This is a genomic window from Sphingomonas sp. PP-CC-1A-547, assembly GCF_003610375.1.
Lineage (GTDB): Bacteria > Pseudomonadota > Alphaproteobacteria > Sphingomonadales > Sphingomonadaceae > Sphingomonas.
Genome location: NZ_RAPZ01000001.1, coordinates 15,192 through 34,259, shown reverse-complemented (window position 1 = coordinate 34,259; position 19,068 = coordinate 15,192). Strand labels below are relative to the sequence as shown.

The 19,068-nt window shown below is 65.7% G+C and carries 14 protein-coding genes; 4 read left to right on the top strand and 10 right to left on the bottom strand.

Translation table 11 applies throughout. From position 1 onward, the window contains the following. Positions 1-31 precede the first annotated feature (31 nt). Positions 32-1,195 (top strand): mandelate racemase/muconate lactonizing enzyme family protein, encoded by a 1,164-nt coding sequence (locus C8J39_RS00135; RefSeq protein ID WP_120298763.1) that lies wholly within the window; start codon positions 32-34, stop codon positions 1,193-1,195. A gap of 141 nt (positions 1,196-1,336) precedes the next feature. Next, positions 1,337-2,788 carry an alginate export family protein gene (locus C8J39_RS00130; protein WP_259457479.1) on the top strand — a complete coding sequence of 484 codons (1,452 nt, stop codon included), beginning with the start codon at positions 1,337-1,339 and terminating at the stop codon, positions 2,786-2,788. 329 nt (positions 2,789-3,117) lie between these two features. Here C8J39_RS00130 and C8J39_RS00125 read toward each other — a convergent pair whose 3' ends face one another. After that, complete coding sequence (locus C8J39_RS00125; protein ID WP_120298759.1) at positions 3,118-4,104, bottom strand: DMT family transporter; 987 nt, start codon at positions 4,102-4,104, stop codon at positions 3,118-3,120. A gap of 92 nt (positions 4,105-4,196) precedes the next feature. On the opposite strand from C8J39_RS00125, the gene C8J39_RS00120 reads away from it, so the two are divergent. Further along, positions 4,197-4,703, top strand: coding sequence for an Lrp/AsnC family transcriptional regulator (locus tag C8J39_RS00120; RefSeq protein ID WP_120298757.1), 507 nt, complete (start codon positions 4,197-4,199; stop codon positions 4,701-4,703). A 256-nt stretch (positions 4,704-4,959) separates the two neighbouring features. Here C8J39_RS00120 and C8J39_RS00115 read toward each other — a convergent pair whose 3' ends face one another. Next, the gene (locus C8J39_RS00115; RefSeq protein WP_120298755.1) at positions 4,960-6,567 is read right to left on the bottom strand and encodes an MFS transporter; all 1,608 of its coding nucleotides are present in this window, start codon (positions 6,565-6,567) and stop codon (positions 4,960-4,962) included. Positions 6,568-6,697: 130 nt separating this feature from the next. After that, the gene (locus C8J39_RS00110) at positions 6,698-7,108 is read right to left on the bottom strand and encodes a MarR family winged helix-turn-helix transcriptional regulator (RefSeq protein WP_120298753.1); all 411 of its coding nucleotides are present in this window, start codon (positions 7,106-7,108) and stop codon (positions 6,698-6,700) included. 75 nt (positions 7,109-7,183) lie between these two features. Between C8J39_RS00110 and C8J39_RS00105 the strand changes: the two genes are divergently transcribed. Further along, positions 7,184-8,941, top strand: a complete 1,758-nt coding sequence (locus tag C8J39_RS00105; RefSeq protein ID WP_404969298.1) for a chloride channel protein — start codon at positions 7,184-7,186, stop codon at positions 8,939-8,941. Here C8J39_RS00105 and cobA read toward each other — a convergent pair. The 7 genes from cobA to C8J39_RS00070 form a co-directional block, all read right to left on the bottom strand. Beyond that, positions 8,886-9,728 (bottom strand): uroporphyrinogen-III C-methyltransferase, encoded by an 843-nt coding sequence (gene cobA, locus C8J39_RS00100; protein WP_120298752.1) that lies wholly within the window; start codon positions 9,726-9,728, stop codon positions 8,886-8,888. The two genes, C8J39_RS00105 and cobA, sit on opposite strands and share 56 nt — an antisense overlap. Continuing rightward, entirely contained in the window at positions 9,718-12,315 is a 2,598-nt protein-coding gene (locus C8J39_RS00095) for a nitrate reductase (RefSeq protein ID WP_120298750.1), read from the bottom strand. Before C8J39_RS00095 ends, cobA begins: the two co-directional genes overlap by 11 nt. A gap of 136 nt (positions 12,316-12,451) precedes the next feature. Continuing rightward, positions 12,452-12,790 (bottom strand): nitrite reductase small subunit NirD, encoded by a 339-nt coding sequence (gene nirD, locus C8J39_RS00090; RefSeq protein WP_175518279.1) that lies wholly within the window; start codon positions 12,788-12,790, stop codon positions 12,452-12,454. Then, entirely contained in the window at positions 12,787-15,291 is a 2,505-nt protein-coding gene (gene nirB, locus C8J39_RS00085; RefSeq protein ID WP_120298748.1) for a nitrite reductase large subunit NirB, read from the bottom strand. Before nirB ends, nirD begins: the two co-directional genes overlap by 4 nt. A gap of 38 nt (positions 15,292-15,329) precedes the next feature. Beyond that, entirely contained in the window at positions 15,330-16,712 is a 1,383-nt protein-coding gene (locus tag C8J39_RS00080; RefSeq protein WP_120298747.1) for an MFS transporter, read from the bottom strand. 381 nt (positions 16,713-17,093) lie between these two features. Then, entirely contained in the window at positions 17,094-18,308 is a 1,215-nt protein-coding gene (locus C8J39_RS00075) for a CmpA/NrtA family ABC transporter substrate-binding protein (protein ID WP_120298745.1), read from the bottom strand. Next, complete coding sequence (locus C8J39_RS00070) at positions 18,308-18,886, bottom strand: ANTAR domain-containing response regulator (protein WP_120298743.1); 579 nt, start codon at positions 18,884-18,886, stop codon at positions 18,308-18,310. The genes C8J39_RS00075 and C8J39_RS00070 overlap by 1 nt, the downstream gene beginning before the upstream one ends. Positions 18,887-19,068 lie beyond the last annotated feature (182 nt).

Here is a 19,068-nt window from a genome sequence, read left to right as displayed (position 1 = left end):
TCATCAACAGTCACTATCCAAAGGAGCTTCCATGCGTATCATCGACGTTTGCGAGATTACCCAGCCGATCTCGTCCCCCATCCGCAACGCGTACATCGACTTCAGCAAGATGACTGCCAGCCTGGTCGCTGTCGTCACAGACGTCGTCCGCGATGGTAAGCGTGTCGTCGGCTACGGCTTCAACTCGAACGGCCGCTATGGACAGGGCGGCCTGATCCGTGAGCGGTTTCGCGACCGGATACTTAAAGCCGCGCCGCAAAGCCTGCTCGACGACAATCGTGACAACCTCGACCCCCACAAGATCTGGGCGGCGATGATGACCAATGAAAAACCCGGCGGGCACGGCGAACGCTCGGTCGCGGTCGGCACCCTAGACATGGCAATCTGGGATGCAGTCGCGAAGATCGAGGGCAAGCCGCTGTTCCGTCTGCTCGCCGAACGCCATAATCGCGAGGCAAATCCACGCGTGTTCGTCTACGCGGCTGGCGGCTATTACTACCCCGGCAAGGACAACAGTCAGCTGTGTGCCGAGATGCGCGGCTATTTGAATCGCGGCTACAACGTCGTGAAGATGAAGATTGGTGGCGCGTCGATCGAGGAGGATCGCGGCCGTATCGAAGCCGTCCTGAAGGAGATCGGGTCGGAGGCACAGCTGGCGGTCGACGCTAATGGTCGCTTCGATCTCGAGACCGGCATCGCCTATGCCAAGATGCTGCGCGAATATCCGCTGTTCTGGTATGAGGAGATCGGCGACCCGCTCGATTATTCGCTGCAGGCGGCGATCTCGGAATATTATCCTGGCCCGATGGCGACGGGTGAAAACCTGTTTTCACATCAGGATGCGCGCAACCTGTTGCGCCATGGTGGCATGCGCCCGGATCGCGACTGGCTGCAGTTCGACTGTGCGCTATCCTACGGCTTGGTCGAGTATCTGCGGACGCTCGACGTGTTGAAGCAGTTCGGCTGGTCGCCGTCGCGGTGCATTCCGCACGGCGGTCACCAGATGTCGCTCAACATCGCGGCCGGGCTGGGGCTCGGTGGTAATGAGAGCTATCCGGACCTGTTCCAGCCCTATGGCGGCTTCCCGGACGGCGTGAAGGTCATCGACGGGCACATCACCATGCCGGAGCTTCCCGGCATCGGCTTCGAAGGCAAGTCCGACCTTATCAAGGTGATGCGCGAACTTGCGGAATGACGTGGGCTTGGCAGGGCGGTGCCACCGCCCTGCCGGTCCCTCCAGCAGATATAGGACCGGCTTGGCCTCGACCGGTCGGCGGAGAGGTACGGCATGAACCGGCTATCGCTACTGCATGGCTGCGGCCTTGCGATCGTAGGCTTGAGCGTTACGCACCACGCTACCGCTCAAGAGCGGCCTCCGTCTCAGGTCGAGGCGCAGAACACGCAGGTGTTAGCTGCACCGGTCGCGACCCCATATCCCGACGCAGCTGCCGGCGACGGCAACACGCAGCAGGGTTACAATCCGCTGCGCTGGGCCGAGGATTGGCGCAGCATGCGCGATCCCGCCAAGCGCAACGACATTTTCGACCGCCTGAAATACATCCCCATAGGATCGAACGACGTGTACCTGACCCTGTCGGGCGAACTGCGCGCGCGCGCGAACTACTTCTCTAACCCGCAAGGCCGCAAGTCCGAGCATCAGCGGCAGGACAGTTACCGCATTTTCATGGGTGCCGACCTTCACATCGGTGAGCATTTCCGCGCCTATGGCGAACTTGCCCGCGGACCGATGGACGGCAAGAACATTGGCTCGCCATCGGGCACGTTGTCGAACAAGTTGCTGGTTCAGCAGGCCTTCGTCAATGGCACATGGCAGGTCGACCAGGTCGATGTCGGCGCCCGGGTCGGTCGGCAGGTCTTCATCGACGGCTCGAACCTGCTGCTGGCGAACCGCGACAACAACACGGTGCAGACCAGTCTGACCGGCGTGCGAGCTTGGGCGCGGGGATCGACGCTGCGAGCAGACGTGTTCGATCTCTACTACACGACCTACGGGAATGGCGGGATCGGCGACGACCTCGTCGACTGGGGCCGACGGTTCAAAGGCGTCACGGCGGGCATCGTCCTTCCGAAGCATCTGTTCGGTGGCTCGAAGCTGTATCTCGACCCATTCGTCTGGCGTCTGCGCAACCGGGAAGCGACATGGGGAACCGAGACCGCGCGCGAAGAGCGGATCTATGTCGGCGCGCATCTCTGGGGTGAGGCGGGATCGATCACGATCGATTGGACCGCCAACCATCAGGGCGGCAGCTATGGCGGCCGCGATCTCGATGCGTGGCAGGTTCTGCTGGCTGGAACGTATCGGCTGGGCAAAGCCAACACCGCTCCCCGGCTCGGTCTGCACTTCGACTATGCAACGGGTGGCGGCGCAAGTGGCCAAGGCAAGCTGAGAAACGCATTCGCGCCGTACGGCAACAATATCTACTATAGCTATCAGGGCTATCTGACGCCGACGAACCTGGTCGCCATCGCGCCCAGCCTGACCGTCACGCCTGCCAAGACGATCCGGGTGACGGGCGAATACCAGTTTACCTGGCGCGAGACGGCGAGCGATGCCGTCTACCGATCGAACGGGACGCCCTTTGCTGGCACGGCCGGCACTGGTGGTCGACGCACTGTCGACGTCGCACGGCTGCAAACGATCTGGACTGTCAGTCCTCGCCTGTCGTTGACCGGCCGGCTGGAACACGCTTTCGCCAAAAGTGGGCTGGAGACTGCGGGTTACCGGGACTCGTCTTACGCGGCTCTATGGGCAAGTTTTCGATTTTGAGAGGCCTCGGGACGCGCGTCTCAAACCGCTTCAACATTAGCGAACGGCCGAAGTTGGGTGCCGGAAAGGGCGGCTGAACGTCCACATGTGGGTTTGGCTGGAAGCTATAGGGCAGGACGCGCCCATCCACACCTAGACGTTCAAGCTGACGATAACGGCCATTCGTTGAGCGAGCTTTTTCTCGTTTCACCGTCTCCGACGGGCTGTTTCAGAAACAAGCAATCGGGAACATATCTTGGGAAAGCGGGCGCCTCGGACAGCATTTCGCACGATTGCTCAGCAACTGATCCGAGATAGGTTCCCAATCGGTAATGCTCGGTAGCGGATGGTCATGCAAACTGCTCGCCTACGGCAGGCTGGGGCGGTGGGGTGTGGCGCCGGTGGGCGGCGATGCATGTCAGAACGCTCGCTACGACTAGGACAAAGGCCGCAACTTCAAGCCGCACCGGCAGTCGTTGTTCCCACAAGAAGCCGTAGAGCAGCGCGAACAGCGTCTCGAACAAGATCATCTGGCCAACCATGGTCAGTGGCAGCAGGCGGCTCATGCGGTTCCACAACGCGTTGCCAAGAATCGAAGCAACGACGGCGACGGCGATCGACACGGCGCCGAATTGCATCCAGGCACCGGCTGCGTGCCGGATCGGGTCAACTGCCGCACTGACCGGGAGCAGCGCCACCGCCTGTGCGCCGGTAACAACGCCGGTCAGCAGGTTCCAATCGTGAACGGACATACGATCGAGGCGATTTAGTGCGCGGGTGTTCCCGACCGCATAGGCTGTCCAAGATACAAGCGCTCCGATCGCGCAAGCGAAGCCAATTAACTCGCGGGGGGCGTCACCGGGGGCTGGGCGGCCGAGCGCCTGCCACCCGATGCATACTGCACCGGCTGCGCAGAGTAGCAGCGAGGGCACCAGGCGGGCGAGCGGCACAGCGGCGCGGTCGCGGCTGCCGATGATCGTTACGGCGACCGGAAGGAAGCCGATGACAAGCGAGGTCGTGGCGATCCCGGCGTTCTGCACCGCGGTCGATAGTAAGATATAGTAGAGCGTATTGCCGGCAAGGGACAACCAGGCGAGCGCCAGCCAGTCACGTCTCGTCAGCGTGCCGACGAACGCGCGCCAGCGGGGCGCGATTAGCAAGGACGAGATGATGCCGTAGGCAAGATACCGACCAATCGCGAGCTGGAGTGGGGTGAAGTCACGCACCAGCTCCGGGGCGAGGAACACAAGGCCCCATAACGCGCCGGCTCCCATGCCGCAGGCGATCCCGAAAGTGGTTCGATCGGTGCCGGTTTGGTCAGAGGGCAATTTAATCACGGCTAAACCTCGCTGCTGATACCGGACCGTATCATCACCAGTTCGAGCGATGCGCGCTTGCTTGGCCGCCCAAATGCAACAATTACTCGTCTATGCCACGCCCGCCGACCGCCCGCCGTCCTTCTCTAGATGCCTTCGACCGCGCGATCCTGCGGATAGTCCAGCGCGACAACAAGACGCCGCAAAGGACGATCGCAGAGGCGGTGAACCTATCCGCCGCAGCGGTCCAGCGTCGGATCGCGGCGATGAAGGACGCCGGCGTTATCGTGCGCAACGTCGCAATCGTCGACACCGCGGCCATGGGGATGGCAATTACATCCATCGTCGAGGTTCATCTAACCGACGAGCGATCAGTCACGGTGGACGCTGCCAAAACGCTGTTTCGAGACGCCCCAGAGGTCCAGCAGTGCTACTACGTCACCGGCGGAATCAGTTTTGTGCTAGTGATCGTGACGTCTGACATGGCTGTCTATGAAGCAACTACCCGACGCCTGTTCGCGCAAAACGATGCTGTGGCGAGCTTTCGCAGCCTCATAGCACTCGATCGCGTCAAGGCTGGTGGCGAACTGGTGATCCCGCTTCATTGTAACCGGGCCTGAGCGAGCTTTCCCGTTATACGATTCTCTCGAGGACGTTCGCGTGCTGCCAGGCAGGGGGAATGCGAGCGGCATGAGCTCGCCTCGACCTGAACGAAGGGCCGAAGTTGAGGAGTGGAATTACTCCGTGAACGTCGACAACTTGGTCTCAGAAGCCGGATTGGCGGTAGGGCTGGCAGTTCGTAGATGCTGTTGACGAAATCAAAGCCGGATAAGAAGTTCAGCTTCTAAAGCCCGCCATGTGCGAATAACGCGTCGGCTAAACTTGGGGATCATCCGCCACGATCGTTGTTTGGCGCAACGGTTCGTACGCCCCAATCGTCGGCTGAAGGACGTCGACGTCCCGTCCTTTCGTTTCGCGACCCAGCCACGCCACGAGCACGAAGGAGGCGGCCGTCGGTACCAGAACTAAACCCGCTACCGTCGCCAGCGGCGGGACCGCGCCCGCAATTGCCAACCCTTGCGCACCCAGGCCTCCAGCTTTGGAACACGCCGCCACCCATCCCGTGGCGCGCCCACGGATGCGCGCCGGGAAGCTCTCGGCTACGTAGGGCAGCAAGATAGCGATGATCGCGTTGACGCCCACGATCAGCGCGGCGACCGGCAGGACGGGACTGACGGCGCCGGACTGTCGCTCGACCCATAATACTCCGACGAGTCCCAAGACGAGCATCGAGAGGGCTGCGAGAAGCGCACCCTTGCTGCTCCAGCGGCTGTAGAGCAGCGCCGCGACAAAGATCGTGGGCACCGCGATCAGCGACGCCTTGGCGAGCAGTCCGCTGGCCACGCCGACGCTATACCCGCGAGCGACCAGGTCGGCGGGCAGCCAGAGCAACAGGCCGAAATTCGCGCAGCCCCAGGCTAGCGCGGCAATGCTGAACGCGACGAGGGCCCCGGCGTTGCGCAAGGTCGGCAGTGGCGCAACGCCGACAGCATCCGTTAAAACTGCGTCCTGCCGCGTCACGCGCCCGCCACCGAAGCGCGCGAGCACCATCTCCGCCTCGTGCGTCCGCCCCTGAACGACCAGGAACCGTGGCGATTCCGGTATCAGCCGGCCGAGAAGGATTAGCAGCAACCCGGTCGGCAGATTGGCTAGCCACAGTATCCGCCAGCCGAAGATCGGCTGGAGCAGCGCCGACAGGCCGCTGGCCGCGAAATAGCCGCCGGCTGCGCCCAGTCCGCCGATGAGCACGAGGCTCCAGCCGCGGTGTCGGTTCGGCATCATCTCGGCGAGCAGCGCATAGGTGACCGGCAGCATCCCGCCCGCCGCCGCGCCCATCATGAAACACATCGCGATGTTCCAGGCAAGGCTCGGCATCGCGCCGCAGATCGACGTGCCGACGAACATTACCGCCGAGAGCAGGATCGACGCCTTGCGCCCGTATATGTCCGCGACGAAACCCCACAGGATCGATCCCGCGACCGTCCCCGACAGCGCTGCGAACGGCACCAGCGAGGCGGTAGCCCGCGACACGCCGTATTCGCTCGTCATCCCCGACAGGGTGAAGCCGAGCGCGGCAGGCTTCATGACGTCGATCACCAGCGCCACGATCAGTGCGCCCATCATGACCCAGTGCGATGCGCGCAACGGCGCATCCTGCAGCCCGGTGACGGTCATATGCGCCAATTGCCGCCGCAACCGCATCGCATCGCCCGGCAGCAACCCATAGGCGGCGAGGCCGGTCCCGCCGACGATCAGCGCCATGCCGACCAGCATGCCGACGTCCATCGGCATGCCGACCATCCGGTAGCCCATGCCGCGCGCCATCAGGAACATCGGCAGATGCAGCGCGACCCCGATCGTCACCGCGATACAGCCGAGCACGAAGGCCCACAGGCCCGGCCTACCGGTCACCATCGTCTGCATTTCCCCCTCGTTTCGCCACCGCGTTCCGCGCCGTGGTCGTTTGCGTAGCGGCTACCGATACGCGCAAGCTCACCTTGGCATTTTAGATCGTATCGCGACAGATGTTTCCCGCCGGGCACGGGCGCATGCCTTATCCAAACCGATCGAGCATTTCGGTCAGCATTGGCCGGAGACGGGCGATCTCATCGCGATGAACCGATGACAGACCCGCGAGCATCGTCTCGCCCTCGGGCGTCAGCCGGAGCAGCGAGCGGCGCTTGTCGCCGTCGGAATTGTAGCGAACGACGAGGTTCGACGCCTCTAGACGGTCGATCAGTCCCGAGGCGCTATGTGGCTTGAGAACCAGCCGAGTTGCGACATAGCCGATCGTGATGTCGTCGACCGGCGCGGCCCGGATCGCGAGCAGAGCCTGATGCTGTTGCGGCGCGAGCCCGGCCGCCGTCGCCGCGGTCTCGCTGAACGTCGTGAACAGCCGCAACGCATGGCGGAAATCCGCCAGTGCCCGATAATCGGCGTCCTTCAGTGCATCCGTATCGCTCATGACCAGTCAGCCCGTGGTTGATATATATCGCACTACGATATAATAGCCTGCCTTCCTCGGAGGCGAAAGACTCTCATCATGATCGCAGCGGCACGAGCAACCGAAAATCACCGGCTCGCGGACCATAGCGCCGACCGGCGGATGCTGATGCTGGCGGCGATGGCGATCGTCGTCGGCACCGGCGGGGCGCTTGCGGCATGGATGCTCATCAAACTCATCGCGCTCGCGACCAACCTCTTCTGGTTCGGTCGACTTTCCACGCGGTCAGCCGCGATCGTCGACACGCTCGTCGGGCCGTGGATGGTCGCCATTCCCGTTATCGGCGGTCTCATCATCGGCCTGATGGCGCGCTACGGCTCCGACAAGATCCGGGGGCATGGCATACCCGAGGCGATCGAGACGATCCTATTCGGCGAAAGCCGGATGTCGGCCAAGGTCGCTCTGCTCAAGCCGCTATCCGCCGCGGTATCGATCGGCAGCGGCGGGCCGTTCGGGGCGGAAGGGCCGATCATCATGACCGGCGGGGCGATCGGATCGCTGTTCGCGCAACGCTTCCACATGAGTGCCGCCGAGCGCAAGACACTGCTCGTCGCGGGCGCGGCGGCGGGCATGACCGCGATCTTCGGGACGCCGCTCGCCGCGATCCTGCTGGCCGTCGAGGTGCTGCTGTTCGAATGGAAGCCGCGCAGTTTCGTTCCCGTGGTGGTCGCCGTCCTCGTCGCGTTCGCATGGCGGCCGGTGCTGCTCGACGGCGGCGCGATGTTCCCGTTCCCGGGCACGACCCCGTCCGGCGCCTGGCCGCTCGCGATGGCCGCGGGAGTAGGCCTCGTCACCGGCGTGCTGGCAGCGGCGCTGTCGGTCGCGCTGTATGCGGTTGAGGACGCGTTCCATCGCCTGCCAGTACACTGGATGTGGTGGCCCGCGATCGGCGGGGTCGTCGTCGGACTTGGCGGTCTGGTCGACGCGCATGTCCTGGGGGCGGGGTATCCCAATATCCAGGCGCTACTCGACGGGTCCCTCGCGGTGCGCGTCATCCTCGCGCTGCTGGTCGTCAAGGCGATCGTCTGGCTGGTCGCTTTGGGATCGGGAACGTCGGGTGGCATCCTCGCGCCGTTGCTGATCCTTGGTGGCGCCGCGGGCGCGCTGACCGGGCAGGTCCTACCCGGCGGTCCTGGGTTCTGGGCGATGATCGGCATGGCCGGGATCATGAGCGGGGCGATGCGCGCGCCGATCACCGGGGCGCTGTTCGCGGCCGAACTGACGCGGCATTTCGATGCCTTGCCACTGACCATCGCAGCGGCGGCGGCGGCCTATGCGGTCAGCGTCTTGCTGATGCGGCGGTCGATCCTGACCGAGAAGATCGCACGCCGCGGCCGGCATATCCTGCAGGAATATAGCGTCGATCCGCTCGACCTGATGCAGGCGGACCAGTTGATGTCACGTGCGCCCGCGACGCTGCCGGGTTCGATGACGACCGCAGATGCGACGACCTATTTCGCGGATCGCGCCAAGCATCGGAGCTATCCGGTCGTCGACGATGCGGGCCGCGTACTTGGCCTGGCGTCGCGGACAGACGCGTTGCGCTGGCGGACGATGCATCCGGGCACCGACGTGTCGCTGACCGAGACCTTGTCGGACGCGTCGCTGCTCGTCGCATATCCCGATACGCCGATCGGAGTCGTCGCCGACATGATGGTCGAATCCGGCGTTGGACGCGTGCCGATCGTCGCGCGCGATACGCGACAGGTCGTCGGCATCCTCTCGCGTCAGGACTTGCTCAAAGCTCGCCGCACGCAGCGTCGGTCGGAAACCGGACGGGCCGGTTCGCGCTAGCAGCCTGGATTCCAAGTTGCGCGTCTGCGCCGTCGTTTGCACCGCATGCTATCGACGATACCGCGATCGCCTCCCCGATCAGCAGCAGCGCCGGATCATGATCGCTGATCGTCTCGACCAGGAACGCGAGCGCCGACAGCCGGCCGCGCAGGATGCGCTCGGTGGGAAGCGAGACGTTGACTGCGACCATGACCGGCGTGTCAGGCGTCCGACCGGCTGCGATCAGGTTGCGCGCGACTTCGCCGGCGGCCGCGCGGCCCATGTAGACGGCGAGCGTGGCATCGGGCGCGGCGAGTGCGGTCCAGTCGAGATCGAGTGCTTCGCCGGCGCGGGCATGCGCGGTGACGAACGTCAGCTTCCGTGCGAGGCCGCGTAATGTCAGCGACGCGCCACCCGAGGCTGCGGCGGCGCTGGCGGCGGTGATGCCGGGGCAGATGCGAACTGCGATGCCCTGCGCGGCAAGGTGGTCAAGTTCCTCGGTCGAGCGGCCGAAGATCGACGGATCTCCGCCCTTGAGCCGGACGACGCGCTTGCCGGCGAGCGCTGCCCTGGCGAGCAAGGCGTTGATCGAGACCTGATCCTTCGAATGCCGCGCCGATCGCTTGCCGACACTCACCACCTCGGTGCGGACGGGGATGAGGGCGAGGACGCCCGGGCCGACCAGCGCGTCGTAGAAGACGATGTCGGCGGCGGCGATCAGCCGCTCCGCCTTGCGCGTGAGCAGGTCGGGATCGCCGGGGCCGGCACCGACCAGCCAGACCGAACTGGGCGGGAAATCATGCGACATTTGCTGATCCTTGCGTGACGAGGATTTTGGCGAGGGCAGGGCGGCACGATCCGCAATTGGTGCCGGCTTTCAAGGCCGCACCGATTGCGGGAACGTCGGCGAGCTGCTGGTCGGCGATCGCGGCGAGGATGGTCTTCAGCCCGACGTCGAAGCACGCGCAGACGATCGGGCCACGGTCGACCTGAGCGCCCGGCGCGCGGCCGGCGAGCAGGGTGGGCGCGGCGACGGCCTCGCTCAGTTGCGCGACGAGCCAGTCGCGGGGCGGAAGCGCACCGTCCCGGGTCACGAACAGCACGGCGGCGAGCCTGCTGCCCTCCAATATAGCGATCCGACGCGAGCCCCGAGCGGCATCGACCGCCTCGATCCGCTGGCCCTTGGGCAGCAACGCGTCGAGTGCGGCGGCGTCGTCGTTGCCCGCCATGTCCCACGCAGTTCCACCCGGTACCGCGACTCGCGTCGCCCACAGGCAATCGGGGCGCGTCGCCAGTTCACCGCGGACGACGACGAACCCGCGCCACTCGGTCGCGACCGGTTCGATCCGGACAGGGGTTGATTTGAAGCCCGGCTGGCCAGAGATCGGATCGGCGAGCGGGCGAGGGAGAAGCCCGGCGCGGCCGCCGGTCGCGGTACGGTCGGTCCAGTGGATCGGCACGAACAGTTCGCCGACCCGCTGTGTCTCCGCAACGCTCGCGCGGAACAGCGTGTCACCCTGCGGCGTCCTAACACGCGCCAGGGCACCATCGACGATCCCGAGACGTGCCGCGTCGTCGGGGTGAATTTCGACCAGCGGCTCCTCGCGGTGGCGCGCAAGCTTGGGCGACAAGCCGGTGCGTGTCATCGTGTGCCATTGATCCCGATAACGCCCGGTGTTGAGCGTCATCGGCCATTTCACGAGCGGTGCGGCCACGGGCTTCTGCACGACGGGCACGAGCCTCGCGCGCCCGTCCGCCGTCGAGAATCTTCCGTCTGCGAACGGCGTTCCCCCCCAGCGGAACGGCTTCATCGCATCATACTCGGCGTTGCCCTTGGCGGCATGGCCGGGGAGCGCGAAGAGCCGCGTGCCGTCATTCTCATAAGACGACAACCGGCAATGCTCGCGCCAGATCTCGGCGGGGCGATCGAAGGAAAACGCGGTCTTCCACCCCATCCGCCGGCCGACTTCGGATATGATCCACCAATCGGGTTTCGCCTCGCCCAGCGCAGCCATGAACACGCGCTGGCGGCTGATCGTGCGGTCCGAATTGGTGACGGTGCCGTCCTTCTCGCCCCACGCCGCGGCGGGCAGGCGGACATGCGCGTGGACCGAAGTGTCGGTCGTCTCGATCACGTCGGACACGACGACGAACGGGCAACCGGCAAGCGCCTCGCGCACGCGGCCGGCGTCGGGCATCGACACCGCGGGGTTGGTCGCCATCACCCACAGCGCCTTGATCCGGCCGTTGCCGAGTTCGCGGAACAGGTCGACCGCCTTCAGCCCCGGCTTGGTCGCCATGTTGGGCGCGGCCCAGAACCGGCCGACGCGGGCGACGTTCTCCGGCGCGAAGTCCATGTGTGCGGCGAGGCTCGACGCCAGCCCGCCGACCTCGCGACCGCCCATCGCATTGGGCTGGCCGGTGATCGAGAAGGGGGCCGCACCCGGCTTGCCGATGCGGCCGGTGGCGAGGTGGAGGTTGGTGATCGCGTTGACCTGATCGGTGCCCGACAGCGACTGGTTCACGCCCTGGCTGAACATCGTCACGGTCTTCGGCGTCGCGGCGAACAATTCGAAGAAGCGCCGGAGGTCCTGCGGCGGAACGTCGCAGATGCGTGCCACCGACCACAGGTCGCTGCCCTCGCCGACCTGGTCCCAGAACGCATCGGGCGTCGCGACGTGTGCGGCGAGATAGTCGTAATCGACCACGCCAGCGTCGCGACACCACGCCAGCAAGCCATTCATCAGCGCGACGTCGGTACCGGGTCGGATCGCGAGATGAAGGTCGGCCTCGTCTGCGGTCTCGGTCCGGCGCGGGTCGATCACCACAAGCTTCGCGCCAGCGTCGCAGCGCGCGCGGATGCGTTGATAGACGATCGGGTGGCACCAGGCGGTGTTCGATCCGACCAGCACGATCAGGTCGGCGGCGTCGAGATCGTCGTAGCTCGCGGGCACGATATCCTCGCCGAACGCGCGCATATGCCCGGCGACCGCGCTGGCCATGCAGAGCCGCGAATTGGTGTCGATGTTCGCCGAGCCGATGAAGCCCTTCATCAGCTTGTTGGCGACGTAATAGTCCTCGGTGAGCAACTGGCCGGAGACATAGAACGCGACGCTGTTCGGCCCGTGCTGTGCGATCGTGTCGCGGAAGCGTTTCGCGACGAGGTTGAGCGCCTTGTCCCACGAAGCGCGGCGCTGGCCGATCATCGGGGTGAGCAGGCGGCCTTCGAGTCCGATCGTCTCACCGAGATGCGTGCCCTTCGAGCAGAGCTTTCCGGAGTTGGCGGGGTGATCGGGGTCGCCCTTGATCATGACGGACCGCTCGCCAGTCGGCGTCGCGAGAATGCCGCAACCGACTCCGCAATAGGCGCAGGTCGTGCGGACGGGTGCGCTCATGCTGAGGTACCCCGCCGGCGGAGGCCGGGGCCCAATTGGGAGACGTCTGCGATGATGGGCAGCGCGCTGTTACACCTGCTTTCCCAATTGGGCCCCGGCCTCCGCCGGGGAGGCGGCATTCGGGGAGAGCGTAGAATCACGCCGCCGCCTTCATCGTGCTTGTCCGGCACAACAGAACCCGCCCACCCGACACCTTCACCGGAATCACCGGCGTACACCCCTTGTCCTCGCCCAGCGCCTCGCCCGTATCCAGCGCGATCCGCCAGTTATGCAGCGGGCACGCCACCGCGCCGCCGTGCACGATGCCCTGCGACAGCCGGCCGCCCTTGTGCGGACAGCGATCCGCCAGCGCGAAGACCTTGCCGTCGCCGGTACGGAACACTGCGATGTCGTCGCCACCGGTGACCTGGACCGTGCGGCTGCCGCGGACCGGGATCTCGTCGACCCAGCCGATATCGAGCCATTCGCCGATCATGCCATTTCCCTCCCGAGAAAGACGGGCGTGTCCAGAGGTGTGAAGCGCGCCATCGGCGCATGCTGCTCGCGGTGCTCGCCCGCGGCGCGCGCCGCCCACGGATCGTCCTGCGTGAACTGCTGCGAGAACAGGAACCGTGCCGCCAGCGCATCGCGGCCCTCCGGATCCTCGGCGATCCGCTCACGGATATATTCCACGCCGATCCGCTCGATCCACGGCGCGGTCCGCTCCAGATAGCGCGCTTCCTCGCGGTACAATTGGATGAACGCGGCGCAATAATGCATCGCCTCTTCCTCGGTCGCGACCTTGCACAGGAAGTCGGTCGCGCGGACCTTGATCCCGCCATTGCCGCCGACCGACAGCTCGTAGCCGCTGTCGACGCAGACCACGCCGAAATCCTTGATCGTCGCCTCGGCGCAATTGCGCGGGCAGCCGCTGACCGCGATCTTGAACTTGTGCGGCATCCAACTGCCCCAGGTCATCCGCTCGACCTTGACGCCGAGCCCGGTCGAATCCTGCGTCCCGAACCGGCACCAGTCCGACCCGACGCAGGTCTTCACGGTGCGCAGCGACTTGCCGTACGCATGCCCGCTGACCATCCCGGCGGCGTTGAGATCGGCCCAGACCGCGGGCAGATCCTCCTTCTTGATCCCGAAGATATCGAGCCGCTGGCCGCCCGTCACCTTGACCATCGGCGCGTCGTATTTCTCGACGACATCGGCGATCGCGCGCAACTCGCGCGGGTTGGTGAGCCCGCCCCACATCCGCGGCACGACCGAATAGGTGCCGTCCTTCTGGATGTTGGCGTGCACGCGCTCGTTGACGTAGCGGCTCTGCTGGTCGTCCTTGTAGTCCCCCGGCAGCGCGCAGAGCAGATAGTAATTGAGCGCAGGCCGGCACGACGAACACCCGTCGGGCGTCGACCAGCTCATCTTCTGCATGACTTCTGGGATCGATCGCATGCCCTGCGCGACGATCTCGCGGCGGACATCGTCGTGGCCGAAGCTGGTGCATTTGCACATCGTCTTCACCGAACGTTCGCCCGAATACTCGTCGCCGAGCGTGACCGCGAGCAGCGTCTCGACCAGTCCGGTGCACGATCCGCACGATGCCGACGCCTTGCAGGTCGCGCGGACCGCGTCGAGCGTCGCGTTGCCGGCGCCGATGCACGCCACGACCTTGCCCTTGGTGACGCCGTTGCAACCGCAGATCTCCGCATCGTCGGAGAGCGCCGCAACGGCCGCCTTAGGGTCCGCCGTGCCTCCTCCCGAGGCGAACGACTGGCCGAAGATCAGCATGTCGCGGATAGGGGCGATGTCTTCCGCCCGCTTGAGCAGGTCGAAATACCAGCCGCCATCGGTCGTATCGCCGTACAGCACCGCGCCGACGATCCGGTCGTCCTTGACCACGACGCGCTTGTAGATGCCGCGCGACGCATCGCGCAGGACGATGTCCTCTGCGCCTGCACCGCCCGAGAAATCGCCTGCCGAGAACACGTCGAGCCCGGCGACCTTCAGCTTGGTCGAGGTCACCGATCCGCGATAGCCGCTGTGACTGTCGGTCAATCCGTCGGCCAGTGCACGGCACATGTCCCACAGCGGCGCGACGAGGCCGTAGACGTTGCCGTCATGCTCGACGCATTCGCCGACCGCCAGGATCGACGGGTCGCTGGTGATCATGTGGTCGTCGACCTTGATCCCGCGGCCGATCTCCAGACCGGCGTCACGCGCGAGCGCCACCGAGGGTCGGATGCCGACCGCCATGACGACGAGGCTCGCGGGGATCAGCGTGCCGTCTTTCAGCAGCACGCCCTCGACATGGGTATCGCCGACGATCTCCGCCGTGTTCGCTTCGGTGAGAATAACCTGGCCGCGCGATTCCAGCGCCGACTTGAGCAACCACCCCGCCGCCTCGTCGAGCTGTCGCTCCATCAGCGTCGGCATCAGGTGGATCACCGTGACCTTCATCCCGCGCAACGTGAGGCCGTGTGCCGCCTCCAGCCCGAGCAGTCCGCCACCGATGACGACCGCGGCGCCACCCTTGCCCGCAGCCTCCAGCATGTGGTCCACGTCCGCCATGTCACGGAACGAGATCACGCCGGGCAACTCCTTGCCGGGGACGGGGATGATGAACGGATCGGAGCCGGTCGCGATCAGCAGCCGGTCGTACGACACCGTCAGCCCCGACCGTGCGGTGACGGTCTTTGCGGTGCGGTCGATCGCCTGCACCGGGTCGCTGGTCACGAGTTCGATCGTGTTGGTCGCGTACCAGGCGTGATCGTTGATGACGATCTGCTCGAACGTCTTCTCGCCCGCCAGCACCGGCGACAGCATGATGCGGTTGTAGTTCACGTGCGGCTCGGCACCGAAGATCGTCACGCGGTACCGGGTCGGATCGCGCGCGATCAGTTCCTCGACCGCGCGGCAGCCGGCCATGCCGTTGCCGATCACGACGAGATGCTCGCGGGTGTCGGGGGCTGGGGGAATAGTCTGGTGTTCCATCAGATCGTCCAGTCGGGTTGGAGCCGGGGAAGGGAGGGTCATGCGGGGAGCGCGCCGTTGACCGAGCGGTCGCTGGTACGGCGTGCGTCGAGCGCCGCGTCGAGCAGCGCGCGCTCGTCGGATTTGTGCGTGGCGGAGAAGCGGACGGCGAGCGCGCAGACCGCGGTGCCGGCGACGACGTAGCCGAGTACGATGAGGCATTGCTGCGGAGTGGCCGAGGCCTTGTTGAGGAACCCCGCCGCGACCGCGCCGATGTTGCCGCCCGCGCCGATCAGCCCGGCGACACCGCCCAGCGCCCTGCGGTCGATGAACGGCACCAGCGCATAGGTCGCGCCGCACGCCATGTGCGTGAACAGCCCGAACATCGTCATGGCGAGGATCGCGAGCGTGACGCTGCCGGCATGACCGAACAGCACCAGCCCGACGCCTTCGCCGAGCATCAGCGCGAACAACAGCAGCGCGCGGCCGTCGAGGCCCTTCACTAGCGCGATCCGGTCGCTCGCGATCCCGCCGAGCGCGCGGGCGAACAGGGCTAGACCGCCGAAGATCCCGGCGGCGAGGCCCGCGTTGGTCAACGAAAGCCCGAACCTATCGACGTAATAACTGGCCGCGATGTTGTGGATGAAAATCTCGACCCCGAAGCACGCGCCGTACGTCGCGGCGAGCATCCAGGTGCGGTAATTGGCGGCGGCGCGGCGGAAGATCGCCATGCCCGTAGCCTTGCCGCCGTCGAGTTCGATGCCCGCGGCGCGGAGGTCGACGATGTCGCCCTGCGGCGTATCCTGCGTGTAGCGCGCGTAGACGAACGCCATCGCGACCATCGCAACGCCCGGCACGAACATCGCGGCGCGCCAGCCGAACGCATGCTCGACTCCGAGCCCGATCAGCGCCGCAACGACCAGCGGCATCAGGCTTTGCGCTGCGCCGCCGCCGGCATTGCCCCAGCCACCAACGGTCGCGTTGGCGGTGCCGACGACGTTGGGCGCGAACATCACGCTCGTGTGATATTGCGTGATGACGAACGACGCGCCGATCGCGCCGATCGCGAGGCGGAAGAACAGGAACGTCTCGTAGGTCTGCGCGAACGCCAGCCCGAACACCGGTATCGCACCGAGTAGCAGCAGCCATGTGTAGGTGCGGCGCGGGCCGAACCGGTCGCAGAGCGGCCCGATCACCAGCCGCACCAGGATCGTCACCGCGACCGCGGCGATGTTGATGTTGGCGATCTGGTCCTTGCTGAGCCCGAACTCGGCCTTGATCAGCGGCATCAACGGCGCGGCCGCGAACCACGCGAAGAAGCACACGAAGAACGCGAGCCACGTGACGTGGAACGCACGCATCTGCGGCGTGGCGGCACTGAACAGGTCGATCCTCGTGGCTTTCGAAGCCGTGACGTCGATACCTGGTGATACGAACAACATGGTCGGTTCCCCATCTGCGATGGACAAAGAAAAAGCCGCCCCGACGGCGACCTTGCGGACGCATCGGAGCGGCTTCGTTGCCTATGGACGATCGGTGGATCGCCCTACGCGGTCAGGTCCCGTCGTTGGAACCGGTCTCGCGATGATTTCGTGTCCGACTCCCTTGCCAGACGATGCGAAGATGACCGAGGTGGCCGTATCGCGCAAGGGTCATTTCGCGGGTGCAGCAGATTTGCGGTTCAGAGGCGACCGACCGCTAAAACTCCCCTCCCTGAAAGGGAGGGGCAGGGGGTGGGTCGGTTCCCGCATGTCCGAACCGACGGGGCTCAAGCCAGCCGACCCACCCCCAACCCCTCCCTTCCGGGGAGGGGAGAAGAAAGTTCAGGGCAAGCCGGCCAGATACCCCTCGATATCATCCGGATCGAACGCCCGCCGATCGAAGAACGCATCGCGCCCAAGGATCAACCGGCCCTGCGTAGAGCCCGCCCCAATGCTGCCCGCCCCGATTGCCCCCTCCAGCTTCGAACTCGCATTCGGCAGCGGCGCGCCCGAACCCGCCAGCGCCGCGCGATACACGTCAGGACGGAAAACGGCTTGCGCGACGTCCGCCTCCTCGGCCGAGAACGGCGTGCCGTCCCAGCGTACCATCTGCGAATACAGCCACGCCGCCTGACTGCGCCACGGGAAGTTCGCCGCCTCGCGGTACTGGAACATGAAATCGGGAACGTGGATCGGCACGGCATCCTTCACCAGTCGCACCCGGTCGCCGATCGCCCTGGACACCGCATCGACCGGGGCATCGAGATACTCTCGGCGAGACAGGATCTTCGCATTCTCCTCAACCGTGTCCGGATCGACGAACTGCGCGGCGGCGGCATGCAGTGCGCGGATCAGCCGGTGGACGACGTCGCCACGCTCGGCCAGCGTCTCCGCACGCATCGCCAGCACCTTTTCGACGCCACGCTGCCAGACCTGCGCCGTTACCAGCGCGATCCGCCCGACGCCGCGATCGACCGCGACGCCGTTCCAGGGCTCCCCGACGCAGATGCCGTCGACCTCGCCCGCCGCCAGCGCATCGGCGGCGAAAGTCGGACTGGTCGTGACGATCTCGACGTCGGTATCCGGGCGGATGCCGACCGCCGCGAGCCAGTAGCGCAGCATGTAGTTATGGCTGGAGTAGCGATGCACTACGCCGAACCGCAGCCGCCGCCCCGCCGCGGCACGCTCGGTTGCGACCGACTTCAGTCGCGCACCCAGCACCACCGGATCGCCGAGCGTGTCGCCGTCCATCACCTGCGCCGCGAGCGGCAGCGACAGCGTGATCGCATTGCCGTTGAGCCCCAGCACGAACGGCACCGCCATCGCAACCGCTGGCCGGCCACGCCCCAGCGCCGTCGCGATCGCGAGCGGCGCGACCATGTGCGCGGCGTCGGTATGACCGTACAGCAGCCGATCGCGCACCGTCGCCCAGGTCATGTCGCGGACGAGCTCGATCTCCAGTCCCTCGGCCTCGGCGAACCCGCGTTCGCGCGCGAGGATCGGCAGCGCGGCATCGACCAGCGGCAGGAAACCGATGCGGACCCGGTCGAGCGCCATCACAAATCTCCCATGAGCGCATCGCTGGTGATGATCGCGTCGGCGATCTCGGCGATCCGGCGGTTGGATCGCATCGCCTGCGCGCGGAGCAGGCCGTAGGCGGCCGGCTCGTCGATCCCGCGGCGTTTCATCAGGATCGCCTTGGCACGGTCGACAGTGGTGCGATCGGCGAGCGCGTTGCGAGCTTCGTGCAGTTCGGCCTGCAACCGCGCGAACGCCTGGAACCGGCGGATCGCGAGGTCGATGACCGGCTTGATCCGCTGTTTGGCGAGCCCGTCGACAATGTAGGCGGACACGCCCGCATCGACCGCGGCGTTCGTGGACTCCGCATCGCTCTGGTCGACAAACATCGCGATCGGCCGCGCCAGTGCGCGCGACACCGCGAAGAATTCCTCGAGCACGTCGCGACTGGGATTTTCGAGGTTGATCAGCACTACTTCCGGCGCAGCTTTCTCCAACGCAGCCACCATCCCGAGCATGCCGTCGATCACGACTATATCGTCGAGGCCGGCCTCACGCAGGCCTTCCGAAATGATCGCAGCACGCGTGGTGCTCGTGTCTATGATCGCGATCCGCATCACTCAGTCTTATGCTGCACCGATCCCCATGGCGAGGGCACACCCGCACAGAGATTAATGAGTGTCTGAAGTTGGGGAGCGGCGAACGGAGCCCGAATGGCCAGTTATGGGTCATCTCGCCGTAGCGCTGACTATCACTCTTTAAGAGTACGAAGCTCGGCGAGAAAACGGAATACTGCGAA

Bases quoted from the DNA above. Each gene is read 5' to 3' on its own strand.
- C8J39_RS00115 (WP_120298755.1), bottom strand. From the start codon at position 6,567: ATGCAGACGATGGTGACCGGTAGGCCGGGCCTGTGGGCCTTCGTGCTC.
- C8J39_RS00075 (WP_120298745.1), bottom strand. From the start codon at position 18,308: ATGGCGCTCGACCGGGTCCGCATCGGTTTCCTGCCGCTGGTCGATGCC.
- C8J39_RS00095 (WP_120298750.1), bottom strand. From the start codon at position 12,315: ATGAGCGCACCCGTCCGCACGACCTGCGCCTATTGCGGAGTCGGTTGC.
- cobA (WP_120298752.1), bottom strand. From the start codon at position 9,728: ATGTCGCATGATTTCCCGCCCAGTTCGGTCTGGCTGGTCGGTGCCGGC.
- C8J39_RS00120 (WP_120298757.1), top strand. From the start codon at position 4,197: ATGCCACGCCCGCCGACCGCCCGCCGTCCTTCTCTAGATGCCTTCGAC.
- C8J39_RS00135 (WP_120298763.1), top strand. From the start codon at position 32: ATGCGTATCATCGACGTTTGCGAGATTACCCAGCCGATCTCGTCCCCC.
- C8J39_RS00070 (WP_120298743.1), bottom strand. From the start codon at position 18,886: ATGCGGATCGCGATCATAGACACGAGCACCACGCGTGCTGCGATCATT.
- nirD (WP_175518279.1), bottom strand. From the start codon at position 12,790: ATGATCGGCGAATGGCTCGATATCGGCTGGGTCGACGAGATCCCGGTC.
- C8J39_RS00110 (WP_120298753.1), bottom strand. From the start codon at position 7,108: ATGAGCGATACGGATGCACTGAAGGACGCCGATTATCGGGCACTGGCG.
- nirB (WP_120298748.1), bottom strand. From the start codon at position 15,291: ATGGAACACCAGACTATTCCCCCAGCCCCCGACACCCGCGAGCATCTC.
- C8J39_RS00080 (WP_120298747.1), bottom strand. From the start codon at position 16,712: ATGTTGTTCGTATCACCAGGTATCGACGTCACGGCTTCGAAAGCCACG.